23 protein-coding genes are annotated in these 19,200 nt (G+C 64.8%); 16 read left to right on the top strand and 7 right to left on the bottom strand.

Annotated elements, in window-relative coordinates:
- Positions 1–25: 25 nt before the first annotated feature.
- Positions 26–766, top strand: a complete 741-nt coding sequence (locus BMW76_RS05395; protein WP_090863876.1) for a DUF429 domain-containing protein — start codon at positions 26–28, stop codon at positions 764–766.
- A gap of 79 nt (positions 767–845) precedes the next feature.
- On the opposite strand, the gene BMW76_RS05400 is transcribed toward BMW76_RS05395, so the two are convergent.
- The 3 genes from BMW76_RS05400 to BMW76_RS05410 form a co-directional block, all read right to left on the bottom strand.
- Positions 846–1,139, bottom strand: coding sequence for a DUF1330 domain-containing protein (locus BMW76_RS05400; RefSeq protein WP_090863878.1), 294 nt, complete (start codon positions 1,137–1,139; stop codon positions 846–848).
- Between the two features lie 153 nt (positions 1,140–1,292).
- Positions 1,293–2,096, bottom strand: a complete 804-nt coding sequence (locus BMW76_RS05405) for an AraC family transcriptional regulator (RefSeq protein ID WP_090863880.1) — start codon at positions 2,094–2,096, stop codon at positions 1,293–1,295.
- Positions 2,097–2,099: 3 nt separating this feature from the next.
- A complete protein-coding gene (locus BMW76_RS05410) occupies positions 2,100–2,534 on the bottom strand; it encodes a low affinity iron permease family protein (protein ID WP_407668893.1) in 435 nt (144 codons plus the stop codon).
- A 224-nt stretch (positions 2,535–2,758) separates the two neighbouring features.
- Here BMW76_RS05410 and BMW76_RS05415 point away from each other — a divergent pair, with 224 nt between their 5' ends.
- The 12 genes from BMW76_RS05415 (at position 2,759) to BMW76_RS05470 (ending at position 11,344) form a co-directional block, all read left to right on the top strand.
- Positions 2,759–3,058, top strand: coding sequence for a YXWGXW repeat-containing protein (locus BMW76_RS05415; RefSeq protein ID WP_090863884.1), 300 nt, complete (start codon positions 2,759–2,761; stop codon positions 3,056–3,058).
- A 287-nt stretch (positions 3,059–3,345) separates the two neighbouring features.
- On the top strand, positions 3,346–3,951 hold the full coding sequence (locus BMW76_RS05420) for an RNA polymerase sigma factor (protein ID WP_090863886.1): 606 nt from the start codon (positions 3,346–3,348) through the stop codon (positions 3,949–3,951).
- On the top strand, positions 3,948–4,412 hold the full coding sequence (locus BMW76_RS05425; protein ID WP_090863888.1) for a hypothetical protein: 465 nt from the start codon (positions 3,948–3,950) through the stop codon (positions 4,410–4,412). Before BMW76_RS05420 ends, BMW76_RS05425 begins: the two co-directional genes overlap by 4 nt.
- Complete coding sequence (locus BMW76_RS05430; protein WP_090863889.1) at positions 4,409–4,963, top strand: periplasmic heavy metal sensor; 555 nt, start codon at positions 4,409–4,411, stop codon at positions 4,961–4,963. Before BMW76_RS05425 ends, BMW76_RS05430 begins: the two co-directional genes overlap by 4 nt.
- Before the next feature lie 125 nt (positions 4,964–5,088).
- Complete coding sequence (locus tag BMW76_RS05435) at positions 5,089–6,624, top strand: DUF1800 domain-containing protein (protein WP_090863891.1); 1,536 nt, start codon at positions 5,089–5,091, stop codon at positions 6,622–6,624.
- 2 nt (positions 6,625–6,626) lie between these two features.
- Entirely contained in the window at positions 6,627–7,883 is a 1,257-nt protein-coding gene (locus BMW76_RS05440) for a DUF1501 domain-containing protein (RefSeq protein ID WP_090863893.1), read from the top strand.
- A 106-nt stretch (positions 7,884–7,989) separates the two neighbouring features.
- On the top strand, positions 7,990–8,184 hold the full coding sequence (locus BMW76_RS05445; protein WP_090864319.1) for a YXWGXW repeat-containing protein: 195 nt from the start codon (positions 7,990–7,992) through the stop codon (positions 8,182–8,184).
- A 274-nt stretch (positions 8,185–8,458) separates the two neighbouring features.
- Positions 8,459–8,944: a VOC family protein gene (locus BMW76_RS05450; protein ID WP_090863895.1), complete on the top strand. Its 486-nt coding sequence runs from the start codon at positions 8,459–8,461 to the stop codon at positions 8,942–8,944.
- A gap of 279 nt (positions 8,945–9,223) precedes the next feature.
- Entirely contained in the window at positions 9,224–9,700 is a 477-nt protein-coding gene (locus BMW76_RS05455; RefSeq protein WP_090863897.1) for a VOC family protein, read from the top strand.
- 216 nt (positions 9,701–9,916) lie between these two features.
- Positions 9,917–10,468: a GNAT family N-acetyltransferase gene (locus BMW76_RS05460; RefSeq protein WP_090864321.1), complete on the top strand. Its 552-nt coding sequence runs from the start codon at positions 9,917–9,919 to the stop codon at positions 10,466–10,468.
- 217 nt (positions 10,469–10,685) lie between these two features.
- Positions 10,686–10,991 (top strand): AbrB/MazE/SpoVT family DNA-binding domain-containing protein, encoded by a 306-nt coding sequence (locus BMW76_RS05465; protein ID WP_245763121.1) that lies wholly within the window; start codon positions 10,686–10,688, stop codon positions 10,989–10,991.
- An 8-nt stretch (positions 10,992–10,999) separates the two neighbouring features.
- Entirely contained in the window at positions 11,000–11,344 is a 345-nt protein-coding gene (locus tag BMW76_RS05470; RefSeq protein WP_090863900.1) for a type II toxin-antitoxin system PemK/MazF family toxin, read from the top strand.
- A 141-nt stretch (positions 11,345–11,485) separates the two neighbouring features.
- Here BMW76_RS05470 and BMW76_RS05475 read toward each other — a convergent pair whose 3' ends face one another.
- Complete coding sequence (locus BMW76_RS05475; RefSeq protein ID WP_090864324.1) at positions 11,486–12,205, bottom strand: GNAT family N-acetyltransferase; 720 nt, start codon at positions 12,203–12,205, stop codon at positions 11,486–11,488.
- 271 nt (positions 12,206–12,476) lie between these two features.
- Here BMW76_RS05475 and BMW76_RS05480 point away from each other — a divergent pair, with 271 nt between their 5' ends.
- The 3 genes from BMW76_RS05480 (at position 12,477) to BMW76_RS05495 (ending at position 15,330) form a co-directional block, all read left to right on the top strand.
- Positions 12,477–13,691, top strand: coding sequence for a DUF2252 domain-containing protein (locus BMW76_RS05480; RefSeq protein WP_090863902.1), 1,215 nt, complete (start codon positions 12,477–12,479; stop codon positions 13,689–13,691).
- A gap of 557 nt (positions 13,692–14,248) precedes the next feature.
- Entirely contained in the window at positions 14,249–14,578 is a 330-nt protein-coding gene (locus BMW76_RS05490; protein WP_090863905.1) for a hypothetical protein, read from the top strand.
- A gap of 137 nt (positions 14,579–14,715) precedes the next feature.
- On the top strand, positions 14,716–15,330 hold the full coding sequence (locus tag BMW76_RS05495) for a flavin reductase family protein (RefSeq protein ID WP_090863907.1): 615 nt from the start codon (positions 14,716–14,718) through the stop codon (positions 15,328–15,330).
- 1 nt (position 15,331) lies between these two features.
- On the opposite strand, the gene BMW76_RS05500 is transcribed toward BMW76_RS05495, so the two are convergent.
- From BMW76_RS05500 to BMW76_RS05510, 3 genes are all read right to left on the bottom strand, one after another.
- Positions 15,332–16,177 (bottom strand): AraC family transcriptional regulator, encoded by an 846-nt coding sequence (locus BMW76_RS05500; RefSeq protein ID WP_090863909.1) that lies wholly within the window; start codon positions 16,175–16,177, stop codon positions 15,332–15,334.
- 76 nt (positions 16,178–16,253) lie between these two features.
- Complete coding sequence (locus BMW76_RS05505; RefSeq protein ID WP_090863911.1) at positions 16,254–17,708, bottom strand: DHA2 family efflux MFS transporter permease subunit; 1,455 nt, start codon at positions 17,706–17,708, stop codon at positions 16,254–16,256.
- 235 nt (positions 17,709–17,943) lie between these two features.
- Positions 17,944–19,167, bottom strand: coding sequence for a dienelactone hydrolase family protein (locus BMW76_RS05510; protein ID WP_090864327.1), 1,224 nt, complete (start codon positions 19,165–19,167; stop codon positions 17,944–17,946).
- Positions 19,168–19,200 lie beyond the last annotated feature (33 nt).

Here is a 19,200-nt window from a genome sequence, read left to right on the forward strand (position 1 = left end):
CGACGATTCACCGGAAACGATCGCCATGCGTGACGATGCCAGTCCAACGTTAGACATCGTCGGCGTGGACGGCTGCAAGGGCGGCTGGTATGCCGTCATGCAGGACGCGCGGACGGGTGCGATTTCGGTGCGCATCTGCGCGTCGTTTGCCGATGTGCTCGCGTGGGCCACCGCGCCCGCCATCGTGGCCGTCGATATGCCGATCGGGCTGTCGTCGTCCGGCTATCGCGCGTGCGATGCCGAAGCGAGGAAGCGGCTCAAATGGCCGCGCAGCGCGTCGGTGTTCCAGACGCCTGTGCGTCAGGCGCTCGACGCGGAATCGTTCCGGCAAGCGTGCGAACTGAACCGCGAAGCCACGGGGAAAGGCATTTCGCAACAGGCCTTCAACATACTTCCCAAGATCGCCGACGTCGATCAAGCGTTGCGGGCAAGCGCGCGCGACGTATCGCGTGTGTTCGAGGTTCATCCCGAGCTGGCCTTCATGCAGCTTCAGGCGGAGCAAGGCGGTGAGGAGACTGGATTGATCGAAGGAAAGACGACGGCGGACGGGCACGCTCGAAGAAAAGCGCTGCTCGCCCCCGTGTTCGGCGCGTCGCTGCAAGCCGCGCTCGATGAGCGCATTTCGCGCCATGTGCAGAAAGACGATGTGCTCGATGCGTTTGCCGTGCTGTGGAGCGCCCGGCGCATCGCGAAGGGCAGCGCGGTCATGCTGCCCGACGAAGAACCACGCGACGGCACCGGCCTGCCGATGGTCATTCGCTACTGACTTCGCACTGCGCGGGCGCGCAAACTCGCGCGATCGCCGCGACGCAAGCGCAGCATCACGAGCATCGCGGCGATAGCGATTACTCCGCGCCGCGCACGATGCGCAAGTCGCGCTCGACGGCATTGCCGAGCGCAGCCAGCGCCTTCTTGTACGCTTCGCTGTCGTAGGCCGCGACGGCCTGCTCGTACGTCGGAAACTCGATGACGACCGTCCGTTCCTTCAAGCCCTGTTCGCGCACTTCGTCGGCGGCGCCGCGCACGATGAACTTGCCGCCCGCAGCCGTTATGGCGGGCGCCGCGAGTTGCGCATAGGCCGCCAGCGCCGATGCGTCATTCGTCTTCCGGTAGACAGTGACCCAGTATCCCTTGCTCATTTCACGTTTCCTCATGTTTAAGGTTTGGCCGTAGCGGCGACAGGCATCCGCCTGTCCGTGCCGCCGACGCTCCCGAATTCTCGCTCAACAGCGGCGAGCGCGCTTGCCGAAACTGCCGCCGCGCCCCCGATAGCGCGAAGAAGGCCCGTCGCTTCAGGACTTCATCCCGGCCGACACGGCAAGCGTCGCGTGCGGATCGAAGTCGGTCGGCGGCGCGCCGAGCTCGCGGCGGAACATGTCGCTGAAGCTGCCCGGCAGATAGCCGAGCGAGCGCACGATGCTGCCGACGGCACGCCCTTCCGCGAGCCCCGACACCGCGACGGCCAGTTGCACCTGCCTGCGCCATTCCGCGAATCCGATGCCCAGCTCGCGCGTGAAGAGCCGCGGAAGCGTCCGCACGCTCGCGCCCGCGGACGCCGCGTGCTGCTCGAAGCTGATTGCATTCGACGGATCGTCGATCACCGCGCGGCACAGCGCATCGAGCCTGCGGTCCGATGCATCGGGCAGCGGAATGCGCAGCGACGAGCGCGGCGCATGCGCGAGCTCGAGCATCGCGAGCCGGTATGCGGCGCCGAGATAATCGTCGTCGCGTGTGCGCGCCTTTTCGTGTTCGGCGATCGACGCAATCAGCTCGCGCAACAGGCCGTTGATCTCGAACACATCGCTGTGCGCGCTCAGATGGCCGATGCTGCGGTCCTGCAGATACAGGTTGCGCATCTCGACGTCGCTCATCATGTGGATCGAGTGCTCGGTGCCAGCGGGCAACCAGACGGCGCGCTGCGGCGGAACGACGAGCGCCTCGCGCCCGACTTCGACCCACATTACGCCCGAGACGGCATACAGCACCTGCGCCCACGTATGCGAATGCGGGTCGATGCGCAGACCGCGCGGATACCGCCGCGCGAGCGAGCGGCCTTCGGCATCGTCGTGCAAGGCAGGCGGACGGACTTGCGGCATCGGTCACGGCCGTTTCGTATGGCGCCGGGCGCTGTCGTTATCGCGGCGGCTGCCTTCGTCATCGTCGTCGCTTTCATCGATGAACGGCGAGTCGGTGTCGACGCCGCCCGAGCGCAGCGCGTTGCGCGCGTCTTCGGCAAGTTGCTCGTAGCGCCGGCGAAAGCGCGTGAGCTCCTTTTCGTTCAGCTCCTCCAGATCGAGCAGCGCATTGTGCGCGCCGTCGAGCGCGCGGATCAGCTCGTCGAGCTTGATCTGCATCGCGGCCGTATCGCGGTTTTGCGTGTTCTGGATCAGGAACACCATCAGGAAGGTGACGATCGTCGTCGACGTGTTGATCACCAGTTGCCAGGTATCGCTGAAATGGAACATCGGTCCGCTGATGGCCCACACGACGACGAGCGCGACCGCGATGACGAACGTCGCGGGTTTTCCCGCCATCGAGGAAAGACTCGTCGAGAACTTCGAGAACCAGTCGTTGTTCGTCACTCGCGTCTCCTGTTGCGTGAAGGTCACTCCTGACGATACCCATTCCCCGGCGCTCGCGCCACCAGGCCGCCGCGCCGAAAAACTTCACGTAATTCGCGACGGATTTTCCTCGCCCGCGCGTTCAAGCAATGAACCGGACGATTTTCAGACCGGCAACCGGACCAGGGGAGAACGCAATGAACACGCAGATATTCTTGCGCCTGCTGGCGGCGGGCGTGCTCGCGCTGAGCGCTTCGGCGGCATTCGCTCAGGTGATCGTCGCGCCGATGGCGCCGCCCCCGCCGCGCGCCGAAGTCGTGCCGCCGCCGCGCGCAGGCTACGCGTGGGACCCGGGCTACTGGCACTGGGCTCATGGCCGCTATGTGTGGGTGCCGGGACGCTGGCAGGGCGTGCGGGTCGGCTATCGCTGGGTGCCGGGGCATTGGGTCGCGCGCGGTCCGAACTGGCGCTGGGCGCCAGGCCACTGGGCGCTCTGATCGCGCGGCAACGGTGCGTCAAGCAGGGAGGGGACGATGAACAAGCGGCTATTGCTCGTGTTGCTTACCGTGATGCTGGCGGGTTGTGTGGTGGTGCCGGCGCGGCCGGCCGTCGTCGTGTATTGATCGGATCGTCGAGCGGATGCGGGCGTCCCGCGTAGGTGCCGCGAAAGGCGCACATGATAGGGTTCGCTGCGTCCATACGGTCCATACGGTCCATGCGGTCCACGCGAAGTCACCCATGACACGGAGCGACGGCAAGTGACAGAACGTCTTGTCGCGAGAGAATCCGCGCCGCGCGCGCGGCGCGAGCGGAGCGGCGCGCGTTGAGCGGGCACGATCCGGACGCGGAACTGGTTGCGGGCCTCGGCAGGCAGGAGCCGGCCGCCGTCCGTGTGCTCGTCGCGCGCAAGTTGCCGCGTCTGCTGGCGCTCGCGATGCGGATGCTGGGAGACCGTATGGAAGCCGAAGACGTCGCGCAGGAAGCGTTCGTGCGCATCTGGAAGCAGGCGCCGAACTGGCGCGGAGGCGAAGCGCGTTTCGACACGTGGCTGCATCGCGTCGCGCTGAACCTCTGCTACGACCGTCTGCGCCGGCATCGCGAAGAGCCCGTCGACGCTGTGCCCGACGAAGCCGACCCCGTTGCCGCGCCCGATGCGCAACTCGAAGCGCAGTCGCGCGACGCACGTGTACGCGCGGCGCTCGCCGCGTTGCCGGCACGTCAGCGCGAGGCGCTCGTGCTCAACTACTACCAGGAACTGTCGAACATCGAGGCGGCCGCGTTGATGGGTATCACCGTCGACGCGCTCGAAAGCCTGCTCGCCCGCGCCCGCCGCACTCTGCGCGCTCGACTGGCCGGCGACGATCTCGCCGGAACGAGGGACTTGCGATGACACCAGAGAGATTTCGCGCCATCGTCGATGCATACGGCGCCGACGCGCGCCACTGGCCCGCGGCGGAGCGGGCGGACGCAAGCGCGTGGGCCGACCAGCATCGGAGCGAAGCTGATGCGCTGCTCGCCGAAGCCGCGCGACTCGATGCGTGGCTCGCGAGCGATAGCGTCGAAGCGCCGGACGCTGCGTTCATCGAGCGCATTATGGCGTCGGCACCTGCGCCCGCACGGGCATCCGCGAGAAAACGTCCGCGCTGGTTGACGCTGCCCGGCTGGCGCTCGCGGCACGCCGGACTGTGGTGGTCAGGTGCGGCGTTCGCGGGCGTTGGCCTGATCGGCGGATTCGCGGGCGCGTTCGCCGTGTCTTTCTTCCTCGTGACGGGCACGCCATCGCCGGCATCGGAATCTTCGTATCTGACAACGGGCTTTGGCGGCAACGCCGCCGATTGGAGTGGCGAATGAGCGGACGCGGCTGGAAATTTCTGTTGATCGGCTCGCTGGTGCTCAACGTGTTCATGATCGGCGGCGTGGCGGTCGGCGCGTATCAATGGTTCATCGCGCATGGGCGCACGACGGTCGCCGCGCAGCCGCAGCCGCGCGCGCTGCGCTTCGCGGCGGAAGGGTTGTCGGCGCAACGGCAGCAGCAGTTCGTCGATACGCTGAAGGCCGCGCGACGCGAGGCTCGGCCCTATGCGCGCGAAGGCCACGAAGAGCGGCGCGAGGTGTTGCGTCTGCTGTCCGCGCCGCAACTGGATCGCGCGGCGCTCGACACGGCGCTGAACCGCACGCGCGATGCCGATATCGCGTTGCGTTCGCGTGTCGAGCAGAGCGTCGCGGATTTCGCCGCGACGCTGTCGCCCGATGAGCGCGTGAAGTTCGCCGAAGGACTCAGGGAGCGCGGCCAGTGGCGGATCGCGCAGGCACAGCAACAGGCACAACAGGCAAAGCAGGCGCAGCGACAGCTTGATCAGCGCCTTCAGCAGGAGCAAGGCGACGAGCCCGCGAGCGAATGAACTGCGCTGCGTCGCCGGGCGAAAAAAACATCGGCGAAACATTGACAACAGCAGCGACGGGGAAGCGCGGCACGCACCGTTTAACGCACATCGAGAAAGCGCATCACAGCTGAACAGGAGCGAGCATGGCCAATTCATCCGGTGCAATGACGGCCCCGCCGTTGAGCGCGGCTGCGATCGCGATGAACCGGTTCGGCCTTGGCGCGCGCGCCGACGAAGCGCCGCCCGCTGATCCGAAGGCCTGGCTCGTCGCACAGTTCGACGCGTATCAGCCGATGCCGGCAGCATGGGCGGATCAGCCGACGTCGCTGGCGATCGCGGCTGAACTGGCGCAACAACGCGAGCGGGCGATGGCGAACGCGGCGTCCAGTTCGACGAACGCGGCGAGCGCATTCGCGAGTGGCACGAACGCCGGCAGCGCGCCCGTCATCGCAGACAACACCGCGAACGCCGACGATGCGAAGAAAGCCGCCCGCCAGGCCGCGAACAAAGCGGTGCGGATGGAAGCACGCGACACCTACCGTTCGGCCGTGAACGCCCGCGTCGCGAGCGCGCTGACGACACCCGCGCCCTTCATCGAGCGGCTCGTGCACTTCTGGGCCAATCACTTCGCCGTCTCCGTCGACAAAGGCCAGGTCGCGCCGTTCGCGGGCGCGTTCGAGGCGGAAGCGATCCGCCCACATGTGCTCGGCCCGTTCGAGGACATGCTGGTGGCTGTCGAGCGTCATCCCGCGATGCAGCTCTTTCTCGATCAGACGCGCTCGGTCGGTCCCGACAGCGCCGCCGCCATGCGCGCCGCGCAGCGCAATCCGAACCGCAAGCCCGGCCTCAACGAAAACCTCGCGCGCGAGATCATGGAGCTGCACACGCTCGGCGTGCGTAGCGGCTATACGCAGGACGACGTCACCGAGTTCGCGCGCGCGATGACGGGCTGGAGCATCGCGGGCGCTCAGGGTCCGCAGCCGAACAACGCGCCGCCGGGCGCATTCGTGTTCCGTGCGCAACTGCACGAGCCGGGCACGCGGACGATCATGGGCCGCCGCTACGATCAGCCGGGCGAAGGGCAAACGCTGGCCGTGCTGCACGATCTTTCGACGTCGCCCGCCACGGCCGCGCACGTCGCAACGAAGCTCGCGCGCCACTTCGTCGCCGACAACCCGCCGCCCGATGTCGTCGACCGGCTGGCGACGGCGTTCATGCGCGGCCGCGGCGATCTGCCGACCGTCTATCGCGCGTTGATCGACAGCGAAGCCGCGTGGTTGCCCGCTGCCGTCAAGTTCAAGTCGCCGTGGGAATGGACGATTTCGTCGCTGCGCGGGCTCGGCATGCGCGACTTGAACAACACGAGCAACGGCAACGGCGCCGTGCAGATGGCGCCCGTTCTCACGCAGCTCGGCCAGCAGGTGTGGCGCCCTGGTTCCCCTGCTGGGTATGACGACATCGCCGCGAGCTGGGCCGCACCCGATGCCTTGGTGCGCCGCGTCGAGATCGCGCAGCGTTTTGCGTCGCGTATCGGCGACCGGATCGATCCGCGCTCGCTGGGGCGGACGCTGATGGCGGGTTCGTTGAGCGAGCCGACGGAACAGGCCGTGTCGCGTGCCGAAAGCGCATCGACGGCAATCGCGCTGCTGCTCGTGTCGCCCGACTTTCAACGGAGATAGCCATGCTCACCCGCCGCAGTTTCATCCGTGTGGCCGCAGCCGGCGCGGGCGCGATGCTCGCCGCGCCGCAGATGGTCCTCGCGCGCGTCGCGTCCGACCGCCGCTTCGTCTTCGTGATCCAGCGCGGCGCAGCCGATGGTCTGAACACCGTCGTGCCTTATGCCGATCCGGCGTATGCGGCGTTGCGCGGCGCGTTGACCGTCGATACGTCATCGTCGTCAAAGCTCGACGGCTTGTTCGCGCTGCATCCGTCGCTGACGCAGATTGGGCAGATGTATGACAGGCGCGAGGCGCTGTTCGTGCATGCCGTCGCTTCGCCGTATCGGGACCGCTCGCATTTCGACGGACAAAACGTGCTGGAGACGGGCGGCGTGTCGCCGTATCAGGCGAAGGACGGCTGGCTCAATCGCCTCGTCGGCATGATGCCGGGCGCCAATCCGGCGAATCGCGCGTCGAACCGCGCGCCGAACGGCGCAACGAACGGCGCAACGGACGGCGCGACGAACGGCGCGACGAACGGGGCGACGACCCGCGCAACGACGCACGAGAGCGCGATCGCCTTCGCGCCGACGGTGCCGATGGCGCTGCGCGGTCCGGCGAGCGTCGCGTCGTATGCGCCTTCCGCGTTGCCGCAGGCGCCCGACGATCTGCTCGCGCGCGTGTCGCAGCTTTACGAGCAGGATGCGCAGTTGCGTCCGTTGTGGGAATCGGCGATGGCGGCGCGCGGCCTCGCGGGCGATGCCGGCGCGCGTCAGGACCCGGCGAGTCTGGGCAAACTGGCGGCCGGTTTTCTGTCGCGCGAGGACGGCCCGCGCATAGCGATGATCGAAACGGGCGGCTGGGACACGCACAGCGCGCAGATGCCGCGACTCGCCGCGCAACTGAAGGCGCTCGACACGATGCTCGCCGCATTGCGCGACGGGCTCGGACCGGCGTGGAGCAAGACCACGGTGCTCGTCGCCACCGAATTCGGCCGCATGGCGGCAGCGAACGGCACGGGCGGGACTGACCACGGAACGGCATCGGTGGCGATGGTGATCGGCGGCGCCGTGGCGGGCGGGCGCGTCGTCGCAGACTGGCCGGGGCTGCGTCAGAGCGATCTGTACGAGGCACGCGATCTTAAGCCGACGGCGTCGCTGGATGCGCTGATTACAGGCGTTGCGAGCGAAAGTCTCGGACTCGATCCGCACCAGACCGCGCGCACGCTGTTCGCGCAGGAGCGCAGTCCGCAGCCGATGACGGGGCTGATTCGGGTATAGCTTTCGTCGCTGGCGGCGATCGGTTTTGTGTTTCCTGAACTCGAAAACTAACAGGGAGAAAATCTTGAAGTCCACGTCGAATCTGAAGTCCCCGAAGCTGCGCACGATGCTGTTGGGCGCGCTGTGCGCATCGACGCTTTCGGCCTGCTACGTCGTCGAGCCGGCTCGGCCGCCGCAGCCCGCGCCCGTCGCGGAAGTCATGCCTGCGCCGCCCGCGCCGGGCTATCGCTGGGTGAAGGGCCACTATCGATGGGAAGGGAATCACTGGGAGTGGGTGCCGGGCCATTGGCGGCCGGCTTGATCGCGCGCTTTGATGCTGCTTGATGCCGCTTCGATGACGCTTTGATGTCGCTCGATGCCCACGAAAAAAAATCGATTGCGCGTGTCGATCTGAAGGTGGTTTGTTCGTCATAGTGGTGAAGACTCGCTGCACGGCGAAGCTTCGTCACTCATCCACCCCATCATTCTGCAACCATCTTGCATGCGATCAGAGCAAGGCATGGGACGGGAGCCGCCACTAGAGCGCCAACTTCCGTCGACACGCCGATTCCGGTCGACAAAGGAGAGACACGATCATGTCCACCTCAGCCGTCAAGCCCATCCCCGAGGGCATGCACTCGTTGACGCCGCACATCATCGTCGCGGGCGCGGCGGAAGCCATCGAGTTCTACAAGAAAGCCTTCAACGCAATCGAACAGGTCCGTTTGCCGGGTCCCGGCGGCAAGCTGATGCACGCGTCGCTGAAGATCGGCGATTCAACGCTGATGCTCGTCGATGAAATGCCCGATTGCGGCGGCGGCGCGTCGCTAGGGCCGAAGGCGCTAAAGGGCTCGCCTGTCGTACTGCATCTGTATGTCGACGATGCCGACGCCACGATCGCGCAAGCGGAAGCGGCCGGCGCAAAGGTGACGATGCCCGCCGCCGACATGTTCTGGGGCGACCGTTACGGCCAGGTCGAAGATCCGTTCGGCCATCGGTGGTCGGTCGCGACGCACAAGCGCGATGTCACGCCTGAAGAAATGAAGCAGGCGATGGAACAGATGGCGCAGGGGCGTCAGTAGCGTCAGTCGCATTAGTGGCATCGGTGGCGTTAGTGGCGTTAGTGCCGTCAGTGGCGTCAGTGGCGTCGCCCTCGACGAGCGGCGGACGCGGCGCGCGGCCGTGAAAAGCCGCGTTCATAATGCGCTGCGCGATGGACTGACGTTGCGCGGCGACTTCGGAAGCGCGATTGTGGCGACTTGGTGATGGCGGGCGACGTCGGCGGCGTTGTTGCAGTCCGAGGCGGCGCCCGCGCATCGCTTTGTCCCGACCTCGTGCGATACAACAATTAAGGAGATCCGATGGACAAGATAGCGACGTGCCTGTGGTTCGACGGCAAGGCGGAGGAAGCCGTGAAGTTCTACACAGGCATTTTCAGCAATTCGAGCATCGACGATGTGATGCACTACGGCGAAGCGGGACCGGGCACGCCCGGCAGCGTGCTGTCGATGACGTTCCATATCGAGGGCCGCGAGTTCATCGCGTTGAACGGCGGCCCGCAATTCACGTTTTCTCCAGCGATTTCGATGTTCGTGAAGTGCGAATCGCAAGCGGAAGTCGACGCGCGATGGGACAAGCTGCTCGAAGGCGGCGGCGTGCCGCAGCAATGCGGATGGCTCACGGACCGCTACGGCATCTCCTGGCAGATTGTGCCGACCGCGCTCGGCAAGATGCTGAAGGACAAGGACCCGACGAAGGCCAGGCGCGTGATGCAAGCGATGATGCAAATGGTCAAGCTGGACGTGAACGCCCTCGAAGCGGCATACGCGCAGCCGTGAATTTTTGCGGGCGAAGCGGGCGCTTGTTTGAACCGTGGCGCTTCGCTTCTCGGTGCATTGAGCGGTGCCACTTCGCGCGCCCTGACGCCGGCGGTCAGCGTCCGAGTTTATGCGCATCAACTCTGGGCGCGGGCCTCGGGCCACCGCAGCCGACGCACTTTAGCGCGCGTTTCTGCGATGATCGGCGCTTTCCTGTTTGCGGATCGAAAGCGCGCCATGTCCCCGTCCTCCTTTGAGCTTCAAACCGACCGACTGATCTTGCGTCCTCATGTCGTCGAGGACTTCGACGAGAGTCTTGCGTTGTGGTCCGACGAGATCGTCACGCGCTTTATCGGCGGCAAGCCGTTTAACCGCGAAGAAGTGTGGTCGCGGCTTTTGCGTTACGTCGGACATTGGGCCGCGCTGGGATACGGCTACTGGACGATTCGCGAGAAGCACAGCGGACGATTCGTCGGCGAGGTCGGCTTTGCGGACTATCGGCGCGAGATCGATCCGCCGCTCGATGGCGCGCCGGAAATCGGCTGGGTGCTGATGCCGTCCGCGCACGGGCAAGGCTACGCGACGGAAGCGGTGCGCGGCGCGTTGACGTGGGCCGATGCGAAGTGGCCGGGTGGCGACACCGTCTGCATCATCGCGCCAGACAACGTGGCGTCGCGGCGGGTCGCGCAAAAATGCGGCTACGTCGAAGAGCAACAGACAACGTACAAGGGCCACGCGACGGGAGTCTTCCGTCGAGCGTCAGGCCGCCTTCATCCCATCGGTTCTTAAAACTCTCCTATGCCTTCTGGCCGAATGGTGCGGAGCCGCCATTGATGCGACATTCACTACGCGACTGCACCGGTCGTACGAACGACCCAATCGCACATAGGATCGCACGTAGATACGGTGTTGACACATTAACCCGCGCCGCGTAGCATTATAGTATCTACATAGTAGATACACGCGGCGCTTCCAGTCCCTCATGGGCCTTGTGAAGGAGGAAGTCGTGTATCTGAATTTCTCGGGCGAAGGTGGTGCTATGGCTATTCAGACAATCAAGCGGTGGGGAAACAGTCTTGCGGTGAGAATTCCCGCAAGCCTGGCTGACGAATTGCACCTGCGCGAAGATCAGGAAGTCGACATGGTGGTGACGGACGGCGCGCTGGTCGCAACGCCTGCCGTCAAGACGTTTAGTTGGGACGAGTATCGCGAGCAACTCGCGGCGAGGCCGAACGACATGCATCCGACTATCGATCCTGGCGCTGCGGTGGGTTCCGAACTTGCCGACCCAACGGACCAGGACGACTGGTAAGGAGCAACATGAAAAACGGCGTTCCGGAGATCGGCGATGTGTTGTGGATCAGGCTCGAACCCGTGATCGGGCACGAGCAGGGCGGCGGGTATCCACGGCCCGTCGTCGTGCTTTCACACGAGGCACACAACGGTCCCACGCACCGCGTCGTGGCCGTGCCCTGCACGACAAAGGCGCGCGGATTTTCGACGGAGATTCCGGTTTCCGCGCTGCCGAAGCCGTGCGTCGCGTTGATCGATCAGATCACTACGCTCGATTGGGTCGCGCGGCGTGGCGAGTACCGGGAAGAGCGCGTCGCGCAAGGCGAACTCGATGCGATCCGCCGCAGCCTGAAGGCATTCCTGATGATGTGACGACGGGACGCCCGCCTCGCATATCGCGCTGTGAATTGGCGTACAACGGCGCGCGTCTTGTCCTAAGCAGTCGGGGCGCGGGACAAGACGCGCTGCGAACAGCCCGGCGGCCCGCATTGGCCGCTCGCAGCCGAGCGCTCGCTACTCGCGCCGGCCCGCCATGCATGCCTGCAACGTACGCCGCTGTGTGCCTTGTGAGTCGAAGTTCGCTTCATCGAGCCATTCCGCGAAGCCCGCGCGCAGCGCCGGCCATTCGCTGTCGATGATCGAGAACCACGCGGTGTCGCGATTGCGGCCCCTATAGGTCACGGCCTGGCGGAAGATGCCTTCGAACGTGAAGCCGAAGCGGGCCGCCGCGGCGCGCGAAGGCGCGTTCAGCGCATCGCATTTCCATTCGAAGCGCCGGTAGCCGAGATCGTCGAACACGCGCTGCATCAGCAGAAAGATTGCCTCCGTTGCCATGCGCGTTTTTTGCAGGCGCTGCGAGAACACGACGAAACCGACTTCGATCACGCCGTTCGTCTTGTCGATACGCATCAGCGAAAGCGTGCCGACGGCCTTGCCCGTCGCCAGATCGATCACGGCGTAATGCAGCGGATCAGGCGACGCAGCGAAGGCCGTGAGGCAGTCGCGGTACGCTTCCCGCGTATCGAAGGGGCCGACGGAAAGGTACGTCCAGTCGCGGGCGTCGGGCGCGGCGCTATAGGCGCCGTACAGATCGTCGAGATGACGCTCGACGTTCACGCGTTCGAGCCGGCAATAGCGTCCCGTCATCGACTGATTGCCCGGCGCTTTGGCTGGCTGCCAGTTCGGCATCGGTTCGCCGATCGGCTGGCCGTATTCGTTGACTCGCTGCCCCACGTTGCTCTCCCGTCGTGTCTGCGTTTTGAAGTATGCCAAGCGCGCAAGATACGGCAAACGCCGTGCATCCGTAAGAACCAGCCTCGCGGGATTCGATGGAGCCAGCGGCGATCACGACAGCGGACACGGAACGATGGTTGCTTGCAGTCCGCATAGCGACACGCGAGCCGTACGCATCGCGGCGTCATGGAGTCTCGCCCGCGAACGTTTGGAACTGAAAGGCTGTCGATACAGAATGAAAGTGATCGAACACCATCCTCGAGAGGGCCGCATGCTCGATGTCGTCGACGAAATCTCCCGCTTCAATGCCGGGCGCGACCCCGAACGCCTTGCGATGAAGTACGCGCGCATGCGCACGTCGACGTTCGTGTTCCTGCGCGGCACGTGTCATCTGTTCTACAAGCGTTTGTCCAAGGGCAGCGTGCTGCAAAGCTCGCCGCATGCGTGGATTTGCGGCGACATGCACCTCGAAAATTTCGGCAGCTACAAAGGCGACAACCGGCTCATCTACTTCGACATCAACGATTTCGACGAGGCCTGTCTCGCGCCGTGCCTGTTCGAGATGATCCGTCTGCTGACGAGCGTGCTCGTCGCCGCCGACGATCTGAAGCTCAGCCGCGCGGAAGCGCTCGCGCTGTGTCACATCGCCGTCGATTCATACGCGGCCGCGCTGCGTTTCGGCAAGGCGCGCTGGATCGAAGAGGAAACGGCTGAAGGGATGGTCGCCGAGCTTTTCGCTGCGCTGCATCAGCGCTCGCGTGTCGATCACCTGAACCGGCGCACCGAAGTGAAGGGCAAGAAGCGGACGCTACGCGTCGACGGCAAGAAGGCGTTGCCCGTCACCGATAAAACGCGCGAGAAAATCACCGCGTTCATGAACGACTTTGCGAAGCGCGAGCCGAATCCGGCTTTCTACGAGATCATCGATGTCGCGCGCCGTATCGCGGGCACGGGCAGTCTGGGCGTGGACCGCTACGTGATCCTGGTCGAAGGCAAGGGCTCGCCGGACGGCAACTATCTGCTCGACATGAAGCTAGCGCTACCGTCGGCGACCGCGCCGAATGTCGATACGCCGCAACCTCGATGGGCGAGCGAGGCGGAACGCGTCGTCGAGATACAGCGGCGCAATCAGGTCATGTCACAGGCATTCCTGCATGCCGTCGAATTCGAAAAGCGCCCGTACGTGCTGCGCGGCCTGCAGCCATCCGAGGACCGCGTCACGCTGGAAAACTGGAACGGCAAACTGCCGCGGCTGGAAAGCGTCGTGCGCAACATGGCGGAGCTGGTCGCGTGGGCGCACTTTCGCAGCAGCGGACGGCAGGCTTCCGCCATTGCCGATGACCTGATCGCGTTCGGCGAAAAGAGCAAATGGCAACTCGCGCTGATCGATCTGGCGACGCAGTGCGAAGCGCAGGTCGTCAGCGACTGGCAGGCGTACTGCGTGGCTTTCGACGCCGGGGCTTTTGATCTGACCGCGAAAAGCTGACGGCGCGAGAAGTCCGCCGCTTGCGAACGCGCTTCGAAATCGATCGCGGCGCGAAATAAGTCGCTACAACTCGAAGCGCGCAATTCGCACGACCTGTCGGGAGCGTAACTGGAACCGCAGACCGCAGACCGCAGACCGCAGACCGCAGACCGCAGACCGCAGACCGCAGACCGCAGACCGCAGACCGCAGACCGCAGACCGCAGACCGCAGACCGCAGACCACAGACCGCAGACCGCAGCCGCAGACCACAGCCGCAGACCGCAGACCGCAGACCGCAGACCGCAACCGCAACCGCAACCGCAACCGCAACCACCCGCCGCGCCGAACATATCCCGTCGCCACATTCGAAGAATACGAATATGTTAGCGGGCTGGACGCCGGCGAGGGAGTATGTAAATCTGGCGATGGCGTCGTGGCGGAATGCGCGTCGTTTTCCGGGCTTGCCGCCCTGCATTTCCCGAACCAGGTCTGTACCCGACGCCGCGCACGGGCGCGCCGCCCGTGGGGCATGAACAATGCCTTCCTATGAGTCACTTCCACAACAGGAGACGGCACTATGGAAATCGAAGCGACCGCATGGTTCCCGCTGGACGACTATGCGCCCGTCAGGGACGGGTGGTACGAAGTCCAGCTTGTGAGCGGAGAAACGGCATTCGCCAAATTCGCGGAAGGCGGATGGACCGAAAGGCCGCTCCTCGTGTTCACACACTGGCGCGGATTGAGCGAAGATCCCGCGCGCGTGGACGAACCGGAAACCATCGACGCGGAAGCAACGGCAGCAGAAGGCGTGCGCGCAGCGTGGAACGCATTCTTCCCGGGCGCGAACGGCGAGGCGCACAAGCCGCACGACATCTCGCACGGCAAGCCGCCACCCGTTACGCACTGACTTCCCGTATCCACGCGGACCTGCGGACGGCGCGTCGGCGCCGCCGCTCGTTTCAGCGTCAACGCCTCCCTGTCACGCGGCCTCGCGTTTTTCCTCGCTTCGCTAGAATGCAGCGATCGATATCGCGAAGGCCATCCATGCAAGATTTCCGCCAACCCGTCGATCTGACGCGCGCCACGCGCCTTCTGAATCACGGTCCCGTCACGCTTATCACCAGCGCGCACGGAGGCCGCTCGAACGTGATGGCGGCGTCGTGGGCGATGCCGCTCGATTTCGTTCCGCCGAAAGTCGTCGTCGTGATCGACGCAAAGACGCTGACGCGGCAACTCGTCGAAGCGAGCGGCGTGTTCGGCCTGCAGCTGCCGACGCGCGGCTTCGCGCGCCATACGCTTGCGGTCGGATCGAATGCGGGCGTCGAGATCGACAAGCTCGCGGCGCTGCAACTCGAAACGTTCGCCGCGCAGAGGATCGACGTGCCGATGCTGGAAGGCTGCGTCGCATGGTTCGAATGCAAGGTGATCCCCGACGACAGCCAGCGCCACGATCTGATCATCGCCGAAGTGGTCGCGTGCTATGCGGACAGCCGCGTCTACTCGAACAACCGCTGGCACTTCGGCGACGATCGCGACATGCGCACGTGCCACTACGTCGCGGGCGGCACGTTCTTCGAAACCGGCGACACATTCGAAGTCGAAGCCGCGCCTGTCGGCAGCATTGGCAGCATTGGCAGCGTCGGCAGCGGCAACAGCTGATTTACGTCTTGAGCGGCACCCAGATCTCGACGCCGCCCATTCCCGTCACAGGATTGAACTGCTCGCTGTAGCGCTCGAAGTTGGGCGCATCGGCGGGCGTGTGGCCGGACTCGGGCAGCCACTTGTTCCAGATCGTGTTGCACGTGCGGCGTATCGTCGAGATGTGCTCGCGATGCGTGAACACCGCGTAGCGCTGCGCACCGATGCGCACACGGCTCAATTCATCGGGTAAGCCGGAGAAATCGGCCACCTCGACGCCGCACAGGTAATCGAAATTGCCTGAATCGTCGGCGTTGTAGCTGACGCCGTACGCAACCTGCCCGATCTGTCCCGGCACCTTGCCGTTGATCGCGCTGAAGCGCTGCCATTGCGCGGGAATGCCGGAACTGCTCTCGCAGTTGTAGCGCTCGCTCAATCCGGCGACGAGCAGCGGCGTGCCATCGACGAAGCGAGGCGCCTCGAGATGGGCTAACAAGGACTCTTCCATTTTGATCGGCTCCACGAGTGCGATGTTGTCGAGATGACCTTGCGCGCGCAACGCTTCGGGCGTGAGCCCGAACTGCTCGCGAAATGCGCGCGTGAATGCCTCGTGAGAGCCGTAACCCGCATCGACCGCGACGGCGAGAATATCCGGCGCACCGCGCGCAAGACGCCGCGCCGCTTCCGTCAGACGCCGGGCACGCACGTAGCGCATCACCGAATAACCCGTTGCCGCTTCGAATGCACGCGACAGATGAAAGCGCGAGACGCAGCCGCAACTGGCGATTTCATCGAGCGACAGCTCGCCCGCGAAGTGGCTTTCGATAAACCAGAGCGCTCTTCCGGCAGGGTTCGCGGCTGCGTTCATAAAGACTCCCCTTTCGGCATGAACCCAGCATATCGATTGAAGACAGCGTTCATTTGATTGCGCTTGCGCTTCGTCACTACTCCATCGATTCCTTCAACGCGCCGCGTTCCTGCCGCACGGCGGATTGCGCGCCCTGCCGCAACAACGCGCCGCCGATCGCCCCGGCCGTCGCCGCAAAGATCGCGCCGACGAGAAACGCGACGTGATAGCCGCTCGTCAGCGCGGCGGGCGTATCCGCGTGCTGCGCGCCGCCGCTCGCCGATTGCGCGGCCGCGAGACTTGCGAGCACCGCGAGTCCCAATGCGCCGCCCATCATGAACGACGTATTGACGATGCCCGACGCGAGGCCCGAATCGGCGGGATCGACATCGCTCATCGCCGCGAGCAGCAGCGGATTGAACGCGACGCCCGCGCCGATGCCGAGCAGCACCATGCCGGGCAACACATCCATGACGAAGTGACCGTCGACGGGCGCGCGTGCGAACAGCAGCAGGCCGAGCGAGGCCAGCAGCAGACCGGCGGCGAGCGGACGCCGGATGCCGAAGCGCATCACCATGCGCGCCGACAGGCCGAGCGAGAAGAAACCCATGATCAGGTTCGCGGGCAGGAACGCGAGGCCGACCTGGAACGGCGCATAGCCGAGCACGCGCTGCAAATAGAGTGCGGAAATGAAGAACCACGCGAACATCGCGGCGGCCCACAACACGCCGACGACGTTGGCCGTCGCGACATTGCGCAACGTGAGGAGCGCGAGCGGCATCAGCGGATGCACGACGCGTGCTTCTATCGCGAGAAACGCGCCGAGCAGCGCAAGCGCGACGACGAGCAGCCCGACCGTTTGCGTCGACAGCCAACCGGCTTCATTGCCGTTGACGATCGCATAGACGGCGAGCATCAGCGATGCGGTGACGGTCGCTGCGCCCGCGACGTCGAGCCACTCGCCATGTGCGTGTCCGCGTCCCGCGGGCAGCAGCGCAATGCACGCCGCGTACACGGCGATGCCGATCGGCAGATTGACGAGGAAGATCCAGTGCCAGCTCAGCAGATTGGTCAGCAGACCGCCCAGCAGCACGCCGATGCTGCCGCCGCCCGCGCACACGAAGCCATAGACGCCCATCGCTTTCGCGCGCTCGCCTTCTTCGGTGAAGAGATTCATGATCAGTGACAGCGAGACGGCCGACACCACTGCGCCGCCCAAGCCTTGAATCGCGCGCGCGCAAACCAGCATGACTTGCGAATTCGCGAGCCCGCATGCAAGCGACGCCAGCGTAAACAGCGTAATGCCCGCGAGAAAGAGCTTGCGATGGCCGTACAGGTCGCCGAGCCGGCCGCCCAGCAACAGAAAGCCGCCAAACGTCAGCATGTACGCGTTGACGACCCACACGAGCGCGGTTTCGGAAAAGCCCAGATCCGTCGCGATCGACGGCAAGGCGACGTTCACGATGGTCGTATCGAGCACGATCATCAGCACGCCCATGCAAAGCACGACGAGTGCCAGCCAGCGTTTTTGACCTTCGATGTTATGCGTCATGCGCGCGTTCCTCCGTGGCGGTCGATGCGCTTCCAGTCTCGTCAGGGGCCGCCCGAAACTTCAACTAGACAACGGATTTGCGCATCGCTCTTCTACACACGACGATCGAAGGCGGAGGAAATCGACACGGCCCAGTCCAACAATTTTTGTTCGCCGCCGCGCGGAGGAAACGCCATACGAGGCCGTGCAGGACGGCGGCCTCTATTCATCACAAATCACAACACCGGAGCGCAAATCACGCCGACCACTTGCCGCCCATCAGCTCATTGGACGGCAGCGTTTCGTCGAGCAGCTTGCGTGCACTCTCGATGCCCGCGACGGGCAAGCCCTCCGGATCGAGCAGCCCGACCTGCACGAGCACGGAAGCCTGATCCCAATAAATGTGCTCGTTATACAGCTTGTCGCCGCGAAAGCAGACGACCGCGAGCATCGGCACCTCGAAGTATTTGCCCGTCGGCGCGACACCGGGCAGCAGCCAGTCGATCTCGCAGCTATGCGTGCACGCAAAGATGAATTCGTCGACGATGCGATCGGAACCGATGGTCCGCGAAATTGGAATCAGCTTTGTGTCAGGCGGATTCGAATTGACGAAGTGATTCGTGTAGAAGCGCTTCAAATTATCATAACCGACGCCGCCCGTCATCGTCGGCACGTGATTGACGTAGGGCTGCGCGACCATCGTCGGCATGACGGCGTCGACATCGCGCGTCGCGAACTCGAAATAGCAGTGCCGTTCCCACAATGTGTTCAGATCGTAGACGGGGCCGAGCACCTTGCGCAGCAGCGCGAGCGTGCGCGAGTACGCCATCATCGCGGCGGGCTTGTCGTATTGCGGGCGCGCGGGCGACGCGAACGCATGATCGCAGCCCGGATAGACATACTGCTCGATGTTCGGATGCGTGCGAAGCGCGGCCATGATCTGCTCGCGCACGGGCGGCGGACAGTACGAATCGTTTTCGGCGAAATGAAACACCATCGGGCAGCGAATGTGCTTCGCTTCGTCCAGATACGCTTCGAGCCCGACGCCGTAATAGCTCGCCGCGCAATCGACGTCCGTGCGCGCAGCCGCGAGCATCGCAAGCTTGCCGCCGAGGCAATAGCCGATCGCGCCCACTTTGCCCGCGTGCTCGGGCAGCGCGCGCAACGTATCGATGGTGGCGGCGATGTCGTCGATTGCGCGGTCGACATCGAACTTCGCATGAAAGTCGAGCGCGCGTTTCATGTCCTCGCCTTCGTAGCCGAGCACGACATTCGGCTGGATGCGCCAGAACAGATCGGGCACGAGCACGACGTAGCCTTCTTCCGCGTAGCGGTCGGCCGTCGTCTTCAGATAGGTGTTGATGCCGAAGATCTCTTGCAGCAGCACGAGGCCCGGACCGGACCCCTGCGCCGGACGCGCAACGTATGCATTGAAACGGCCGCCATCGCGAGCGGCGACTTCGATAAAGGAACCGGCCACGGGATGCTCCTCCATGATCAGATGATGGGGACT

Source organism: Paraburkholderia diazotrophica (assembly GCF_900108945.1).
GTDB classification, from domain to species: domain Bacteria; phylum Pseudomonadota; class Gammaproteobacteria; order Burkholderiales; family Burkholderiaceae; genus Paraburkholderia; species Paraburkholderia diazotrophica.

Bases quoted from the DNA above. Each gene is read 5' to 3' on its own strand.
- BMW76_RS05445 (WP_090864319.1), top strand. From the start codon at position 7,990: ATGCTGTTGGGCGCGCTGTGCGCATCGACGCTTTCGGCCTGCTACGTC.
- BMW76_RS05490 (WP_090863905.1), top strand. From the start codon at position 14,249: ATGGAAATCGAAGCGACCGCATGGTTCCCGCTGGACGACTATGCGCCC.
- BMW76_RS05410 (WP_407668893.1), bottom strand. From the start codon at position 2,534: ATGGCGGGAAAACCCGCGACGTTCGTCATCGCGGTCGCGCTCGTCGTC.
- BMW76_RS05400 (WP_090863878.1), bottom strand. From the start codon at position 1,139: ATGAGCAAGGGATACTGGGTCACTGTCTACCGGAAGACGAATGACGCA.
- BMW76_RS05470 (WP_090863900.1), top strand. From the start codon at position 11,000: ATGAAAAACGGCGTTCCGGAGATCGGCGATGTGTTGTGGATCAGGCTC.
- BMW76_RS05435 (WP_090863891.1), top strand. From the start codon at position 5,089: ATGGCCAATTCATCCGGTGCAATGACGGCCCCGCCGTTGAGCGCGGCT.
- BMW76_RS05395 (WP_090863876.1), top strand. From the start codon at position 26: ATGCGTGACGATGCCAGTCCAACGTTAGACATCGTCGGCGTGGACGGC.
- BMW76_RS05415 (WP_090863884.1), top strand. From the start codon at position 2,759: ATGAACACGCAGATATTCTTGCGCCTGCTGGCGGCGGGCGTGCTCGCG.
- BMW76_RS05505 (WP_090863911.1), bottom strand. From the start codon at position 17,708: ATGACGCATAACATCGAAGGTCAAAAACGCTGGCTGGCACTCGTCGTG.
- BMW76_RS05405 (WP_090863880.1), bottom strand. From the start codon at position 2,096: ATGCCGCAAGTCCGTCCGCCTGCCTTGCACGACGATGCCGAAGGCCGC.
- BMW76_RS05430 (WP_090863889.1), top strand. From the start codon at position 4,409: ATGAGCGGACGCGGCTGGAAATTTCTGTTGATCGGCTCGCTGGTGCTC.
- BMW76_RS05455 (WP_090863897.1), top strand. From the start codon at position 9,224: ATGGACAAGATAGCGACGTGCCTGTGGTTCGACGGCAAGGCGGAGGAA.
- BMW76_RS05450 (WP_090863895.1), top strand. From the start codon at position 8,459: ATGTCCACCTCAGCCGTCAAGCCCATCCCCGAGGGCATGCACTCGTTG.
- BMW76_RS05440 (WP_090863893.1), top strand. From the start codon at position 6,627: ATGCTCACCCGCCGCAGTTTCATCCGTGTGGCCGCAGCCGGCGCGGGC.
- BMW76_RS05500 (WP_090863909.1), bottom strand. From the start codon at position 16,177: ATGAACGCAGCCGCGAACCCTGCCGGAAGAGCGCTCTGGTTTATCGAA.
- BMW76_RS05480 (WP_090863902.1), top strand. From the start codon at position 12,477: ATGCTCGATGTCGTCGACGAAATCTCCCGCTTCAATGCCGGGCGCGAC.
- BMW76_RS05495 (WP_090863907.1), top strand. From the start codon at position 14,716: ATGCAAGATTTCCGCCAACCCGTCGATCTGACGCGCGCCACGCGCCTT.
- BMW76_RS05425 (WP_090863888.1), top strand. From the start codon at position 3,948: ATGACACCAGAGAGATTTCGCGCCATCGTCGATGCATACGGCGCCGAC.
- BMW76_RS05460 (WP_090864321.1), top strand. From the start codon at position 9,917: ATGTCCCCGTCCTCCTTTGAGCTTCAAACCGACCGACTGATCTTGCGT.